Raw genomic sequence first — 14,972 nt, forward strand, 5'->3', positions numbered from 1 at the left:
TTTTTGGAACGGTCGTCATCCGTCTTGCGGGCGGACGGGTCCGCATCTTGAATGCCGCTGCCAATCCACCATGTTCATCCTCAAAAAACTGTTCCAACTCCGGGACCACGCGACCGTCGATTCGGAGAAGCCTTTCCTGGAACATTTGGAGGATCTGCGGAAGACGATCACCAGGATGGTGCTTACGCTGGTGATCGCGATGATCGCCTGCTTTTCACTGCAGGGCCGCCTGATGCAGATCCTGCGGTCGCCGGTCGATAAGATTTGGCAGATTCATCAGGAAGAGTTGATACCGGAAAAGGAGAAGGTTTCGGAAACACTCACGGTGGAAAAATGGGAGCAGGCGAAAAAGCTGGAACAAGCAGCCGCACCACTCGCCCCTGTTGAGCGCGAGGCACTCTACTCGGCGGCGGGGGATGACAAGCTGGTCTTTCATGCGAAGTCGGTGGCATTGCTGCGCGGAGCGCTGGCTTTGCCGGATGAGAAGCGCGAGGCATTCCTGAAATCGATTCCGGGCAGCGGCGGCGGCCAGCAGCCCGAGGCTCTCCAGCGGGGAGGCTATTCGGCGGAGGCGATGCAGAAGCAGATCCGTGCGTTGATCGAGTCCAAAGCCAGCCCGGTGATCGATACCAAGGGCAGCACGATGTCCACCTTGAAGCCTACGGAGTCCTTCATGCTTTCGATGAAGCTGGCGTTCTTCGCCGGTATCGTCGTGAGCTTTCCGCTGCTGCTTTATTTCCTCCTCCAGTTCATCCTGCCGGGCCTGCACGGGCATGAGAAGAAGGTGCTGTGGCCCGCGCTTGGGATTGGCTTCGGTCTGTTTGTCGGCGGGGTATTGTTCGCATACTTCCTGGTGTTGCCACGGACGCTGCTGTTCTTCGCCGATTGGGGCAAGGACATGGGCATTTCCAATGACTGGCGGATCGGGGAATATATTTCCTTTGCCACCCAGTTCACCCTGCTCTTTGGCGCGGCCTTCGAACTGCCGGTGGTGGTGATGGTCTGTGTGAAGCTCGGCCTGTTGGGCTACGAGACAATGAGGAAGACCCGCCGCTACGCCATCGTGGCCATCTTCGTCATCGCCGCCGTCCTCACGCCGACACCGGACATGCTGACCCAGTGCCTCATGGCCGCGCCGATGGTCATCCTCTACGAGGCCTGTATCTGGATGGCCTGGTGGGATGAGAAGAAGAAGGCGAAGATGGAGCAGGCCGAGGCCCGGGAGCGTATGGAGCGCCTGCTGCTGGATGCCGAGACGCAGCCGGATCCGTACGCGACGGAGGAAGGCGAGGATGGAAGCCTGCCGGAGGTCCGTGCCGCCTCCCATCACAGCGAAATCGCCGGGGATCATGATGAACCGCCCGTGGAGCATGATCCGGATCTGCTGCCGCCGCCGACCACCCAGGAAGAGCCGCGGAAGGAGTAAGCCGGGCGTTACAAACGCCGCGCCGGATTTGCGCGTCCCCGCTTGTCTTTCAGCCAGGGGAGCGGAATCCTCGCGGTGTTCCGTATGAAGCCGTTCCGTCCGTTCTGGTTCGTCGCGCTGGCGTTCGCTCTCTCTCCCCTGTCGCTGCACGCCGCTCCTGCGGAAGCTCCGGCTGCCGTTTCATCCTCTGAATCCGCCATCACCGACAGCCGCGCGGTGATTGCCAATGACAAGCTTTCCCTCACGGTGGTCCTCGACGAGGGACGGGTGACTGGCGTGCGCCTTGCTGACAAGGTCAACGGCCGCCTGTACGATCTCGGCACGAAGCTCTTCGAATTCTCAGGTGAGGAAACCGACGACGAATACGGCAAGCCGCAGGAGTTTACCCGCAGTTCCTCCTGTTGGATCGCTTCCAAGCCGGTGGCCGGAAAGATCGAGGCCAAGGCCGATGCGCGCCGTCTCGCCGATCGCGTGGCCGGGCAGACGTTGGAAATCCGTTTCGCCTGGGATGCGTCCGGCAATGAGGTGGTGTGGCGCGCGGAGCTCCGCGATGGTGCTCCTTATCTGCGCCAGACCGTCACCTTCACCCCGCACATGGGCAATGGTGACATCAAGCAGATCAAGCTGCTCGATTTCTCCGCGGACAATGCCCGGACCCAGGGCACGGTGCAAGGCGTGCCGGTCACCATCAATGACTCGCTGTTCTGCGGCGTGGAGCATCCGATGGCCGAGAACAGCGTGAAGGACGGCCGCGTCACCGGCCTTCTCGCCCGCAAGACCAAGGTTGCCAATCACAAGAACCTCGTCGTTTCCTCCATCGTCGGCGTGGCTGCTCCCGGCCAGCTCCGCCGCACTTTTCAGCTCGGCTACGTGAATATCGAGCGCGTGCGTCCCTACGAGCCGTTCCTCAATTACAACACGTGGTACGACATCGGTTACTTCAGCCGCTACGATGAGAAGGCCGCGCTTGATGTCGTCCGCGCCTATGGCGAGGAGCTGGTGAAGAAGCGCGGCGTGAAGGTGGACAGCTTCCTCTTCGATGACGGTTGGGATGATCCCGCCACGCTCTGGCAGTTCAACAAGGGCATGCCGAACGAGTTCAAGGAAGTCCGCAAGCTGGCCGAGAGCTACGGCGCGAGCCCGGGCGTGTGGTTCTCGCCGTGGGGCGGCTACGGTCCGCCGAAGGACGCCCGTATCGCCGCCGCCAACACCGGCCTCGAGAAGGGCAAGGAGTACGAAACCAACGAGACCGGTTTCGCCCTGTCCGGGAAGAACTACTACAAGCTCTTCCGCGACATGTGTCTGCGCATGATCCGCGACAACGGCATCAACCACTTCAAGTTCGATGGCACCGGTGATGCCGGCAAGGTGCAGCCGGGCTCCGACTTCGGCAGCGACTTCGAGGCGGTGATCGCGCTCATCGCCGATCTCCGCAAGGAACGCCCGGACCTTTACATCAACCTTACCACGGGCACGTGGGCCTCGCCGTTCTGGTTCGGCACCGCGGACTCGATCTGGCGTGGCAACTACGACCACGAATTCATCGGCACAGGCACCCACCGCCAGCAGTGGATCACCTTCCGTGACGCGAACATCTACAAGAACAATGTCGCTGTTTCACCGTTGTTCCCGATCAACTCCCTGATGGTTCATGGAGTGATCTATGCGAAGCACGCGCGATGGCTGAACGAGGATCCCGGCAACAATCTGCCGGAGGAAATCTGGTCCGGATTCGCCTATGGCACGCAGATGGAGGAGCTTTACGTCACGCCTTCGCTGCTTTCGCAGGAGAACTGGGACACCATCGCTGCCGCGGCGAAGTGGGCGCGTGGCAACTCCGCGACGCTGGTGGACACCCACTGGATCGGCGGCGATCCGGCGAAGCTCGAAACCTACGGTTGGGCTTCCTGGTCGAAGGAAAAGGGCATCCTCTGCCTGCGTAATCCCTCCGACCGCGAACAGCATTTTTCCGCCACCCCGGCCTCGTTGTTCGAACTGCCCGCCGGCGCCGCAGGCAGCTACAAACTGGTTTCGCCGAAGGGTGACACCGCCCCGGGAGATGGTACGATTGCGGCGGACAAGCCTCTGGCGATCACGCTGAAGCCTTTCCAGGTGCTCGTCTTCGAGGCGCTTCCGCAAAAGTAAGGCTTCGAAGAAATCTCATGAAGATTCTCTAACGACGGAGCCGGTTCCACTGTTAGAGAATCTTGTGTCATATGAATTCCATTTTGACGGATGGGAAAGATGGGGGATGCTGTACATCCCCCCTCCAGTTTCCCATGACCGACAAGGAAATCCTCTCCCACCTGCTCAACCTCGCGGAATCACTGCAGAGCCACGAGGAGATCGAGCTCATGCAAGTCAAGGCGCTGCATGGCCGCGTCGACAACGTTCAGAACCTGCTGGGAGCGACCTTGAAGCTGATCCGCATGGGCGACGTGCCGGGCCAACCGGACGCATTGAAGAAAGTCGAGAAGCTCCTCAAGGAAAACAAAATCCAGGAGGGCTTCTCGAAGTTGATCGCGCGCATGGAGTCCGAGCACGAGCACAAGTCCCACCGCCTTGGAGCGATGCGCGCGATGATCAACAAACTGCCGGACAACCGGAGCTGAACGCGGATTACTTCCGCTTTGCGATTTCCGCTTTCACGTTCTCCGGATTCGGGGCACCCGGGTTGGTGCGGGCGGCGAGGGCGCGATCGAGCGAGAACACCGACTTCGCGTCCTCCGTGTAGGCGGGGTCGATGGCGGTGAGGTCGAGCTGGTCGAGCGGTACTCCACTGGCGATGGACTCGGCCACGGCCTTGCCCACCAGTTCATGCGCGTGGCGGAAGGGCACGCCCTGCTTCACCAGCCAGTCGGCCAGATCGGTGGCGAGCAGCATCGGATCGCTGGCGGCGGCGCGGCAGCGTTCAGTGCGGACTTCCATCGCGGCGATCATCTCGGCGTTCACGGCGAGGATCAGCTTGAGCGTGTCGATGGAGTCGAAGAGCGGCGGCTTGTCCTCCTGGAGGTCACGGTTGTAGGTGAGGGGCAGGCCCTTCACGGCGACGAGGAGGTTCATGAGATTGCCGACGAGGCGGCCGGTCTTGCCGCGGGTTAGTTCGCAGACGTCCGGATTCTTTTTCTGCGGCATCAGCGAGGAGCCGGTGGTGTGTGCGTCCGATAGCGTCACGAAGCCGAACTCCGCCGAGCACCACAGGATGAGGTCTTCGCTGAGGCGGGAGAGGTGCACGCCGCAGAGGGAGATCACGAATAGTAGTTCGGCGATGTAGTCGCGGTCGGCGATGGCATCCATCGAGTTGACCGTCACGCCATCGAAGCCGAGTTCCGCGGCGATGGCGCGGCGGTCGAGATTGATGGTGGAACCGGCCAGAGCGCCGGAGCCGAGCGGGGAAATGTTGAGGCGCTTCCGGCAATCGACGAGGCGCGAGCTGTCGCGGTCGAGCATCTCGACATAGGCGAGCAGATGGTGGCCGACGGTCACCGGTTGGCCGCGCTGGAGATGGGTGTAGCCCGGCACCACCGTGGCGGCGTGCTTTTCCGCTTGGGAAAGGAGGGCGTTCTTCAGCGTGGCGATGCCTTCGAGCAGCTCGCCGATCTCGTGGCGGGAATAGAGGCGCGTGTCCGTGGCGACCTGGTCGTTGCGCGAGCGGGCGGTGTGGAGCTTTGCGCCGGCGGCACCGATGCGCCTGGTCAGCTCCGCCTCGATGTTCATGTGGATGTCCTCCAGCGAGGTCTTGAACTCGAAGCGTCCGGCCTCGATATCCGCGAGGATCTCCTTCAGCCCGGTTGCGATCTGCGAGAACTCGTCCGCCGTGAGCAGACCGGCATTCATCTGTGCCCGGGCATGGGCGATGGAGCCTGCGATGTCGTGCGGGAACAAGCGCCAGTCATACGAGATCGACTCGCCGAACTGTTGGACGAGCGAGGAGGTGTCTTGGGCGAAGCGGCCTTTCCACATGGCGGTAGTGAGGGATGTGCGGGCGGCGTGCCCGCGCGCTCCCTGTAGCTGCGAACGCTCCCGAGGAAACGCGAAAAATCAAACCGTGGCGAACGGGCGCAGCGAGGCCAGTGTTTGCGAGGCTGCCGCATCCGCATCCGGTTGTGGGAAAATTTCCGCGGAGATATGGCCCGCGTAGCCGATCTGCCGGAGGGCGGCGATGATCGGGGCTGGATCGGTGTGACCGGTGCCCATCGCCCGGCGCTGGGAATCCGCCCAATGAATATGGCCGATCCACGGCCCGGCTGTCACCAGCGCGGCAGCGATGTCGTCCTCCTCGATGTTCATGTGGAAGAGGTCCGCCAGCAGTTTGACGTTGGTAATTTCCCGCTCCGCCAGCCAAGCAGCCGCAATCGCCTGGCGATTGAACAAGTTCGTTTCGTAGCGGTTGAGCGGCTCGTAGAGGAAAGGCACATGGTATTCCGCCGCCGTGGCTCCCGCTTCATGGAGGGCTTCCGCGAGCCAATCGAGCGCCTGTTCCCGGCTGACCGCACCACCGGATTTCCCCTGCATCGAGCCGAGGATCACTGGCGCGCCGATTTTCCCGGCGAAATGGATCATCTCCCGCAGGAAGGTTCGCGCTTTCTCCCGTTGCCCGGCATCGGGATCGGTCAGGGAAAGCCCATGCTTCACCATGCCTGCTCCCGAGCCCACCGCCGCGATGGCCAACTGATGCTGATCGGAGAGAGCCACGATTTCCTCCACCGGCACGGCATCCGGCCCCGCGAGGAATAGCTCCACGGCACCGAAGCCATGGGCCACGGCTTTGGCGAAGCCGACTTCGAGCGTTCCATGGAAAACGAATGGCCCCGAGGCGGCCTCCGGAAAGGTGCAGAGAGTAACGGCCGTGCGGAAAGGAGAGGGTGCCCGGCTCATCTCAGACCGATTCGAGGATGATGTTGCCGTAGGGGGTGGCGTCGCCGGTGCGGATCAAGCCGATGGCTCCGGGCACCAGTTTCTTGAAATCGACGTGCGGCAGCTTGGTGACGGCGGCTCCCTCGATGGCGGCAAAGGCCGAGTCAAAGCGGGCGATGGTGGCGGCGTCGTTCACTTTCGAGAACTCCTCGGCCTGCCAGATCTTCCCGATCTGGAAGTTCGGAGCCAGCACGTTGAGCACGTCCAGTACGGTCGGAATGCCGTGGGTCAGAGAAATATCCACCGTCTCGATCTCGGGCCAGAAAGGGAAAGCCCAGTCGGAAATGACGAGGGTATTGGTGTGGCGGACACGGGCCACCAGATCGAGCACGTGTGGATTGAAAATGCCGGATTTCAACATGACGCGCCGCAGCATGAATGCCGCAGGCGGTTTGTCACCCGTTAAAATCTGTGATCTGCTGGGTTTTCATTTGGTCAAGAATCGTCATGAAAAGTGGCGCAAGGCTCCCGCCTTGCGTGTTGGGGAGACATGGAAGCCCCGCGTGCCGGGGACCACAGGCATGCGCGAATCCAGCGGCAGCGAAGCGACGCCGGGCGGGAGTCCGGCGCTACTACTCCTTCAGCTTGATGCGGATCTGCCCGTCCTCGACCTGCATGTCCTCCACGCCGGCGAGTCCGCCGCCGCGGCGACCTTGGCCGAGGGTGTCACCGAGCAGGTCGTGTCCCTTCAGCCCGCCCAGCCAGTCATTCGGAAGCGAGACGCCCCAGACAGTCAGATCGTCCAGCACCAGATGGGGCTGGCCCTGGTCGTTGTTGATGAAGAAACGGGCGCGGGCCTTGAGGCGCTTGCCGCCGACCACCGGGAGATCCTTGTCGAGGTCGGTCTCGTAGCGGGCATGGACCGCTCCCTTTACCAGTTCGAACTTCAGCGAGTTGCCGAGCTGGGTGTTTTCGTTGAGCAGGCCGTTCAGTTCGCGTTCGGTGAGAATGATCTCCTTTGCGCCCTTTTCATAGGTCGGGCGGGAAGGCGATGGGGCCTGTACGGCCTCCAGTTTCGCCTCTACGGCGGCTTTTTCTTCGGCGCTGAGCTGGACCGGCTTGATCGGCCGGTTGATCCAGAGCCAGGCCCCGATCACCACCAGCAGCACCACGATGATGGTGAGCAGCGCGGGAACGAGGCAGCCGCGTTTTTTCGCAGGAGCCGCAGTGGCGGGAGGAGCGGGCGGGGGAGGTGGGACGTCGGACATGACGGGTCAGCGTTTTTTTCTCAGGCGTTTGCCGGACAGGCGGGCGGCGATCAGGTTCGGGCAGCGGCCTTTCAGGCGGAGTTGCTCGCAGCCAGCCTCGATCTTGAGGGATTGACGGACCGGCCGGTAGCCGAGACGGCGGGTGACGCAGTCGTTGATCAGCTCGATGTGGGAGTCCTCGAACTCCACCACCCGTCCGCAATCGATGCACACCAGATGGTTGTGCGCCGGTTTGTCCACGAAGTTCGGGTCGTAGGTTTTGTGGTTGTCCCCCAGCTCGATTTCCCGCAGCAGTCCGGCCTCCACCAGCAGCGAGAGCGTGCGGTAGACGGTGGCGCGGGAGGCGGTCGAGTCGGTCCGGCTGACCCGTTCGAAGAGTTCGTCGGCGGTGAAATGGTCGTCGCTGGCGAAGGCGGCGCGCACGATCACATCGCGCTGGCCGGTACGGCGCAGGCCTTTTTTGCGGATGAAGGTGTCGAGTCGGTCGAGGACGGCTTGGTCCATGGGGGCCAGTCTAGGCGCGTTCCTTCACGATAGCCAAGAACCGATGGAACTTCGGTGTTGGAAAAGAGCCGGTGGCTGCTTGAATGCCCGCCGATGAGACGATTGATCCTCGTGGCCGTGACCGCGCTACTCGCTTCCTGCGCCAGCCGGCAGCCGCTGGTGGTGAAGCAATCCACGCTTCGTGACACCGTGGTCGACTTCAGCCAGGACCCGATGATCCGCGGCGAAAAGCTGCGCCGTCTCCATGGTGCCATCGGGGTGAACGAGCAGGCCCAGCGCCTCGGCCAGTACTACACCGTGATCTGGAACGACGAGGCCGTGGGAACGCCCGCCGAGATCGTTTTCGAGTATCAGCAGGGAGCCACCGGCAGCCGGGTGAAAAAGCAGACCCGCACCTTCGATCCCTCCGCCACCACCGGCCAAACCGAGTTTTCCATCATCGGCGACAATTATACAAAAGGCGGCAAAGTGCTCGCCTGGCGGATCTCCCTCCACCGTGGTGGCAGGGAAATCGCCTCCCAGCGGTCCTATTTGTGGCAATGATTTGACACAAATCGGACGGATGGGCTGTTGACCCGAACCCGAGATGGAAGTTTAATAGCCTGCACCTCCCGCTTATGCGGGTCGCTTCCCGTGACTGCCGAAAATGCCATTCTCGTCGGAACCTTCGACGGGTTCACTTGGATTCGCTGTGAAGGAAAGGGTTCGTTCCTGACGAGCCCGGCCCTGAAGGAATACGCCGAATCCCGGATCGCCTCCGGTGAACGTTGTCTTGTTGTCGATCTTGGAGGGTGTACGGGCATGGATTCCACCTTCATGGGGACGCTGGCCGGGCTCTCTGCCCGGCTTTCCGCGCCGGGGGGCAAGGTTCAGGTCGCCGATGCCGGGGATCGGAACCGCCGTTCGCTGGAGGACCTCGGCCTGGATTTCCTGTTGGAAATCGATCCGCCGGTGGCTCCGTGGCGTGGCCGGGTGGATGAGATCCGTGCCGCCCTTTCCCCGCTCCAAGCTCCAGGCCTGCCGGGACAAACGGATCGGGCGAAGCACGTGCTGGAAGCCCACAAGGTTCTGTCCGCGACCAGTGGTGAGAATGCCAAGAAGTTCGCCGGTGTGGTGAGTCTCCTTGAGGCGGAGGTTGCCTCGAAACGTAGCCAGGAAGGCTGACCCCGCTGGTTACGGGAGGTCGCTGAAACAGGAAACCGGATGTACGCCACCATCGCTTTCATCCTCCTCGGCCTCGTCGTGTTGGTCGGCGGCCTGATCCTGCGCGAGTGGGCGTGGCGATTGCGGCGGATGAAGGGCCGCCTGCGCGATCTGGAAGGTGAGGAACACCGCATGTTCGCCTTCCTCCATGATCTCGGCAGCGCGATCGAAAGCGACACGACGGTGAAGGCGCTTTCCCGGATGATTGTCGATGGCATCGACAAGGTGGTCACCGCGCGCGGCGGAGCCATTTACTACCTCAGCGATGACGGCCAGCACCTCGTGCCGATGTACGTTTCCGAGAACTGCCCGCCGCTCATCGGCGTGCCGGTGGAGATTTTGAAACGCGCCGAGCGGGATGCCCGCGTGTTGGAAAGCCATGTGCGGCTCGCAAAGGTGGGCGTGGGCGATGGCATCCTCGGCCACAGCCTCACGGTGGGGGAGGCGATCCGGGTGCCGGACGTAAAGAATCATGATTCCTTCCGCGATGCCTTCATCAACTACAGCGGCGATGTTTCCGCCCTGGTGGCTCCGCTCCGCCATGCGGGCAAGGATCTGGGCGTTCTGGCAGTCGCCCGTTTGCATGAGGATGGACCTTTTTCCGGCAATGACTTCGCCGTGTTCAGATCCGTGGCCGAGCAGTCGTCGTTCGCCATCGGCAATGCGAACATCCATCGAGAAGCCCACGAAAAGCGAGCCTTCGAGAGCGAGTTGAAGACCGCCCGCGATGTCCAGCACGTGCTGCTGCCGCAGGGCGATCCGGTCATCGCCGGGTACCGCGTGAGCGGCACGAATCTTCCGGCGCGGATCATCAGCGGTGACTACTACGACTACGTGACCGTCGGAGAGGAGCGCCATGGCATCGCCATTGCGGACGTGTCCGGCAAGGGTGTGGCGGCGGGCCTCTTGATGGCGATGTGCCGCAGCGTGTTGCGCTCCGCGGCCTACGGCGAGGACTCGCCCGCCAAGGTGCTTTCCACGGTCAACCGCCAGCTTTTCCCGGACATCCGCGAGGATATGTTCATCAGCATGTCCTACTCGGTGCTGCATCCCAATGGCGGCCGCGTGGTGATGGCCCGGGCTGGTCATGATCCGGCGCTGTTGTACCGCCGCCGTGCGGGAACGGTGGAGTTTTTGAAGCCGCCGGGATTGGCCGTGGGGATTGATGCCGGGGATGTCTTTGAGCGCGTCACCCGGGACTTTGAGATCACTCTCCAGAGCGGGGATTGCCTGCTGCTCTACACCGATGGGGTGAAGGAAGCGGTGGATGCGAAGGAGGAGGAGTTCGGAGCCAAGCGTCTCTCCGATGTATTCCTCGCCGCCGCACCGATGGGAGCGGAAGAAATCCTCGCCTCCGTGCAGCGTGAGCTGAAGGCCTTCACCGGTGAGTCGCGGCAGATGGACGACATCACTTTGGTCGCGATCGAGAAGCGGTAGATCCGCCTGTTTCACACGGACAGATGTGAAACCGGCTCTTTGCCCGAGCCGGGCTTTGGAAAACCCTTCGGGATAGAGCAAGCGGCCTCTCGGATACAAAAAAGGGCGGATGGTCGCCCATCCGCCCTTTGGGAAATTCAGGGATCGATCCGATCAACCGCCGACCGCCTTGAGGGAGGCGAGGTATTCGATCAGGGCGGTGAATTCCTCCATTGTGAGGCCGGCGGCGAGGCCGGGAGGCATCATGGAGTCCTTCATGTGCTGCTCGTCCTTCACGTCGTCACGCTTGATCTTGGCGATCTGCCCGGCGATGTCGCGCATCTCGATGACACCGTCCGCTTCAGCGGTGACGAAACCCACTTTCGCGGTGCCGTCCTTCATCTGGAACATCGTCGTCTGGAAGCCCTGGGCCACCACCTTGCTTGGCTCCAGCACGGAGTCGATCAGATAGTCGCGGGTGAACTTCGCGCCGGCGGCACCGAGGTACGGACCCTTCTGCTCGGCATTCGGATCGGTGCTGTGGCAGGCGATGCAACCTTGCGAGGTGAAGAGACGCTTGCCGGTGGCGACATCGCCCTTGCCGGTCATCGCGGCTTTCACGACATCGTCGTGCTTCAACTCGGCGATCTTCTTGCCACCACCTTGTGCGGCAGAGGAGGCACCCGCCTCCTTGGCCGCCTTGGCGGCGGCGATGGTCAGCTCGTTGTCACTGTGGATGCCTGCATCGATCTGCTTGTCGAAGCCGGAGAGTTTCAGGTCCTTGATCGCGAGGAAGAAGCCCACTTCGCGCGGATTCTCATTGATGAACTTTTTCACCTGCTCCTTCGCATTGGCCTTGGCCAGCGGGCTGTTCAGCACCGTCAGCAGGGCCTTCCAGGCGATCCGGCTGGCGGCATCGCTTTGCTTGGCACCCAGTTCGCGGAGTTTCGGCACTTCCATGCCACGCTGCGATTCATTGACGAAGTCCGCTTCCAACTGCGAGGCGGCAGCCGGAGCCGGGTTCTCGGTAGCCCAGGTGGACAGCACGGCGAGTCGTAGTGTGCTGGCTTGGTCGCCCGCGCGCATCAACGACTGGTAGGCGGAGGAGCGTTGCTCCCACGGGCGCTTCGCGTCCTTGGCGGCAGCGAGCAGGATCTGGATCTGGGAGGCATCCGGGTTGGTGGAACCCAGCGCGACGACGAGCGGATCGAGGTCACCGAGTTTCAGGTCGCTGACCTGGATGCGGTTTACTGCCAGCAGCTGGATGTAGGCCTGCGTGCCGGTCGGCGGGATCTTGGTGAAATTGCGTTCGATCGCCTGCTTGATCTTCGGCGTGGCGCTCCAGGTGACGGGTTCGAAGTACGGTCCGCGGTCGTCCGGGCGGGTGTTCCACCAGTCCTTCAGGTTCCACGGTTTCTCGTCGTTGTAGAGGCGGGCGAGGGCACCAAGGGCGCCGGTGACGATGGCCGGGTCCTTCGAACCATCGGCGATCCTGATCAGGCCATCCACCACCTCGTCGGTGTGCATTTCCTGCAGCGCGCGGAGGGCGATCGGGCGGGAGGCCGGAGCGGCGATGGCGGCGAGGCAGGCCTTGGCATTGCCGATCTGCGCCAGCGACTTCACGGCGGTGTGGGGCAGGCGGTAGTGGGCACCTTCCTCCAGCTTCGACTCATCGGTCGGCCAGGTGCCGGCTGCGGCGAGGATCGCCGGGGCGGCGTCCTTCGCGCCGAGACGGGCGAGGCCGATCAGGGCCTGCAGGCGGGTGCGGGCATTGGGGTCCTTGAGGGCCTCCACATACGGCTGCACCGGCACGCCATCCAGTTCGCTGAGGCGGTCGGTCATCGCGCGCAGCACGAATTCCTTCACGGAGGCATCCGCCACCAGTTCGGAAAGCGGCTTGGTGGCACCCTTGCCGTAAAGCTGCTTGAAGGTGAAGATCGCGGCGACACGTGCGTAGAGCTCCTGCTTCGGATCCTTCGCGATGCCGAACACGCCGTTGGCGAAGACCGGCTTCTGGCCGCGCTTGATGATCTCGCGCTGGGCTTCGAGGCGCTGGACGGCGCTGCGCGAGGCGACGAGCGCCGGCAGTTCCTCGTCCTTGGCCTTGGTCACATCGACATACTTGGCCGGCTTTTCACCCGGGGCGATCGCCTGGTGGATCATGCCGACTTCCTTGCCATTGAAATCGAAGCCACCGTTGCGCCAGTCCACCATGTAGAGGCGGGAGAAGCCGTCCACATCAATGTCGATGGCGTGCGGATACTTTTCGAAAACCTCCTGCTTGGCGACGAAGGAGGCTTCGAACGGCTTCATCGGGTGGCGGAAGATCGCGCCGACGGTCCAGTCGCAGGTGAACACGGAGTCACCGAAATCCTTCGGGAAGCCCGGCTCATGAAGGTAAAGGGCACCGGTGCCGGAGCCTCCGCCGTAGTCGGCCAACGGCTTGATGGCTTCATCGGCGAAGTGCTGGTAGAGGCGCGGATAACCGTGGTTGCCGAGCTCGGTGAAGTGGTGGAAGCGGGTGTTCCAGCCCTTGCCGTCGTTGGTGTTGTCGCGGGAGAACAGGTCCAGATACGGGGAAATGGCCACGTCACAGATATTGCGGGTCATCACCGCGTAGGGTTCCATTTCGGAACCGTCCGGGCGGATGCGGACCACGCCGCCACCATGAAGCGTCAGGTGCTTGCCATCTGCGGCCACCGCATCCGGCATGCCGAAGTCGCCGACGGCCACGTAGAGCCAGCCATCGATGCCCATCCGGACGCCGTTGGTGGTGTGGTCGGCACCGCGCGGATGCTCGATGCCCCAGCCGAAGCCCTTCACGAGCTCCTTCTCCTCGTCGGCCACGCCGTCGCCATTGGTGTCGCGGTAGCTGGTGAGGTAGGGAGGGTGGATCAAATATAGAGTGCCATTGACGAAGTGGCCGCCGCGGGGGCTGTTCACATCCGGCACGAAGTCTTGGAACTTGTCGGCCTTGCCGTCGCCGTCGGTATCGGTGGCGCGGACGATCTTGCCGAAGTTCGGCTTGTGGCCGAGCGAGCCGTTTTTGTCCGAGGAGATGTAAACATCACCATTGGCAGCGGCGGTTGCGGCGGTGGGGTACTCGACCTGGGGCGGTCCGGCGAAATCCCGGACGGTAAATCCATCCGGTACGGCCATGGCCGCAGGGGCGGAGAGGGTCAACAATAGAGCAGATGCGGGCCTCATGAGGAATGCCGATACGCGATAAAATCGGGGATTTCTCAAACAAAAACCGCCCGGGACTTGCGGGTTGTCGTTCGTATCGGCAAACCCCGCGTGTGCATCAGGCCTTCATCCTCGGCGCCGGACTCGGCACCCGGCTGCGTCCGCTCACCACGCGGCTGCCCAAGCCGTTGATTCCACTGTTTCACAAATCGCTGGCGGAGAGGGCATTGGATACGTGCGAGGCGGTCGGCGTGCGCCGCTTTGCGATCAATACGCACCATTTGCCCGAGCTTTGGCGGGATCAGACGTTCGGCATTCCGAATGGGGCTTGGGACCGCCCCGGTTTGGCCGGAGGCAACGGCCTGCCTGCGGAGTTCGGCCACTGGCACGACCGGCCGGTCCATCTCTTCCAGGAGCCGGATTTGCTCGAAACCGGCGGTGGCCTGAAGAATCTGCTCCATTGGATCGAGGATGGCCCGCTGTTGATCCACAACGGCGATATTTTCACGACCATGCCGCTGCAACGGCTGGTGGACGCCCATCGTGCTTCCGGGCTGCCGGTCACGCTGGCCCTGCGCTCGCAAGGCGAGGCCCTGCACATTGCAGTGGATGAAGCGGGCACCCGGGTGATGGACATCCGGAACAAGCTCGGGCGCTCCGAAGGCAGCCATTTGTTCAGCGGGATCTATTGTGTGAACCGCGAATTCCTCGACTACCTGCCTGCGGGTGAAAAGGTCTCGGTGATTCCCGCTTTCCTGAAACTGGCTGAAGAGGGACGCTTGGGCGCGGTGGTGCTGGACGAGGGCCACTGGATGGATCTGGGGGATCGCGTGAGCTATCTTCTTGCCCATCGCACGCTCGATCTGGGTCCGCTCATTCATCCGGAGGCGAAGGTGGATCCATTGGCGATCGTGGAGCGCAGCGCGGTCGGACCCGGCGCGATCATCGAGGCGGGAGCCGTGGTGCGGGATTCGGTGGTGTGGCCGGGTGCGGTCGTCCGCGGGGACGCCGCCATCGATGGCTGCATCGTCTATTCGGACCGGCCGGTGAGTGGTCCGCACGCGGACGCGGATTTGTAAAACCTCCGGTTTTCCGGCCCGGAATGTGCGGTA

Annotated in this window: 13 protein-coding genes; 7 read left to right on the forward strand and 6 right to left on the reverse strand. The window is 62.7% G+C overall.

Translation table 11 applies throughout. The features are described 5' to 3' along the window. Nucleotides 1–70: 70 nt before the first annotated feature. The 3 genes from tatC (at nucleotide 71) to KBB96_RS18445 (ending at nucleotide 4,038) form a co-directional block, all read left to right on the forward strand. Entirely contained in the window at nucleotides 71–1,426 is a 1,356-nt protein-coding gene (gene tatC / locus KBB96_RS18435; protein WP_211630963.1) for a twin-arginine translocase subunit TatC, read from the forward strand. An 84-nt stretch (nucleotides 1,427–1,510) separates the two neighbouring features. Continuing rightward, nucleotides 1,511–3,571 carry an alpha-amylase family protein gene (locus tag KBB96_RS18440; RefSeq protein ID WP_211630964.1) on the forward strand — a complete coding sequence of 687 codons (2,061 nt, stop codon included), beginning with the start codon at nucleotides 1,511–1,513 and terminating at the stop codon, nucleotides 3,569–3,571. 134 nt (nucleotides 3,572–3,705) lie between these two features. Then, the gene (locus tag KBB96_RS18445; RefSeq protein ID WP_211630965.1) at nucleotides 3,706–4,038 is read left to right on the forward strand and encodes a hypothetical protein; all 333 of its coding nucleotides are present in this window, start codon (nucleotides 3,706–3,708) and stop codon (nucleotides 4,036–4,038) included. A gap of 7 nt (nucleotides 4,039–4,045) precedes the next feature. Here KBB96_RS18445 and argH read toward each other — a convergent pair whose 3' ends face one another. From argH to KBB96_RS18470, 5 genes are all read right to left on the reverse strand, one after another. Next, nucleotides 4,046–5,389: an argininosuccinate lyase gene (gene argH, locus KBB96_RS18450; RefSeq protein WP_211630966.1), complete on the reverse strand. Its 1,344-nt coding sequence runs from the start codon at nucleotides 5,387–5,389 to the stop codon at nucleotides 4,046–4,048. 78 nt (nucleotides 5,390–5,467) lie between these two features. After that, the gene (locus KBB96_RS18455) at nucleotides 5,468–6,304 is read right to left on the reverse strand and encodes a sugar phosphate isomerase/epimerase family protein (protein ID WP_211630967.1); all 837 of its coding nucleotides are present in this window, start codon (nucleotides 6,302–6,304) and stop codon (nucleotides 5,468–5,470) included. Nucleotide 6,305: 1 nt separating this feature from the next. Then, nucleotides 6,306–6,719 carry an RbsD/FucU family protein gene (locus tag KBB96_RS18460; RefSeq protein ID WP_211630968.1) on the reverse strand — a complete coding sequence of 138 codons (414 nt, stop codon included), beginning with the start codon at nucleotides 6,717–6,719 and terminating at the stop codon, nucleotides 6,306–6,308. Nucleotides 6,720–6,915: 196 nt separating this feature from the next. Then, complete coding sequence (locus tag KBB96_RS18465; protein WP_211630969.1) at nucleotides 6,916–7,551, reverse strand: hypothetical protein; 636 nt, start codon at nucleotides 7,549–7,551, stop codon at nucleotides 6,916–6,918. Nucleotides 7,552–7,557: 6 nt separating this feature from the next. Beyond that, complete coding sequence (locus KBB96_RS18470; protein ID WP_211630970.1) at nucleotides 7,558–8,055, reverse strand: Fur family transcriptional regulator; 498 nt, start codon at nucleotides 8,053–8,055, stop codon at nucleotides 7,558–7,560. Nucleotides 8,056–8,148: 93 nt separating this feature from the next. On the opposite strand from KBB96_RS18470, the gene KBB96_RS18475 reads away from it, so the two are divergent. The 3 genes from KBB96_RS18475 (at nucleotide 8,149) to KBB96_RS18485 (ending at nucleotide 10,695) form a co-directional block, all read left to right on the forward strand. Beyond that, nucleotides 8,149–8,598 (forward strand): hypothetical protein, encoded by a 450-nt coding sequence (locus tag KBB96_RS18475; protein WP_211630971.1) that lies wholly within the window; start codon nucleotides 8,149–8,151, stop codon nucleotides 8,596–8,598. A 90-nt stretch (nucleotides 8,599–8,688) separates the two neighbouring features. Continuing rightward, nucleotides 8,689–9,219: an STAS domain-containing protein gene (locus KBB96_RS18480; RefSeq protein WP_211630972.1), complete on the forward strand. Its 531-nt coding sequence runs from the start codon at nucleotides 8,689–8,691 to the stop codon at nucleotides 9,217–9,219. Nucleotides 9,220–9,258: 39 nt separating this feature from the next. Beyond that, the gene (locus KBB96_RS18485) at nucleotides 9,259–10,695 is read left to right on the forward strand and encodes a PP2C family protein-serine/threonine phosphatase (protein ID WP_211630973.1); all 1,437 of its coding nucleotides are present in this window, start codon (nucleotides 9,259–9,261) and stop codon (nucleotides 10,693–10,695) included. A 153-nt stretch (nucleotides 10,696–10,848) separates the two neighbouring features. On the opposite strand, the gene KBB96_RS18490 is transcribed toward KBB96_RS18485, so the two are convergent. Next, nucleotides 10,849–13,881 (reverse strand): DUF7133 domain-containing protein, encoded by a 3,033-nt coding sequence (locus KBB96_RS18490; RefSeq protein WP_211630974.1) that lies wholly within the window; start codon nucleotides 13,879–13,881, stop codon nucleotides 10,849–10,851. Between the two features lie 92 nt (nucleotides 13,882–13,973). Here KBB96_RS18490 and KBB96_RS18495 point away from each other — a divergent pair, with 92 nt between their 5' ends. Beyond that, nucleotides 13,974–14,939: a sugar phosphate nucleotidyltransferase gene (locus KBB96_RS18495; RefSeq protein WP_211630975.1), complete on the forward strand. Its 966-nt coding sequence runs from the start codon at nucleotides 13,974–13,976 to the stop codon at nucleotides 14,937–14,939. Nucleotides 14,940–14,972: the final 33 nt, after the last annotated feature.

Origin of the sequence: Luteolibacter ambystomatis (assembly GCF_018137965.1) — a bacterium.
Lineage (GTDB): Bacteria > Verrucomicrobiota > Verrucomicrobiia > Verrucomicrobiales > Akkermansiaceae > Luteolibacter > Luteolibacter ambystomatis.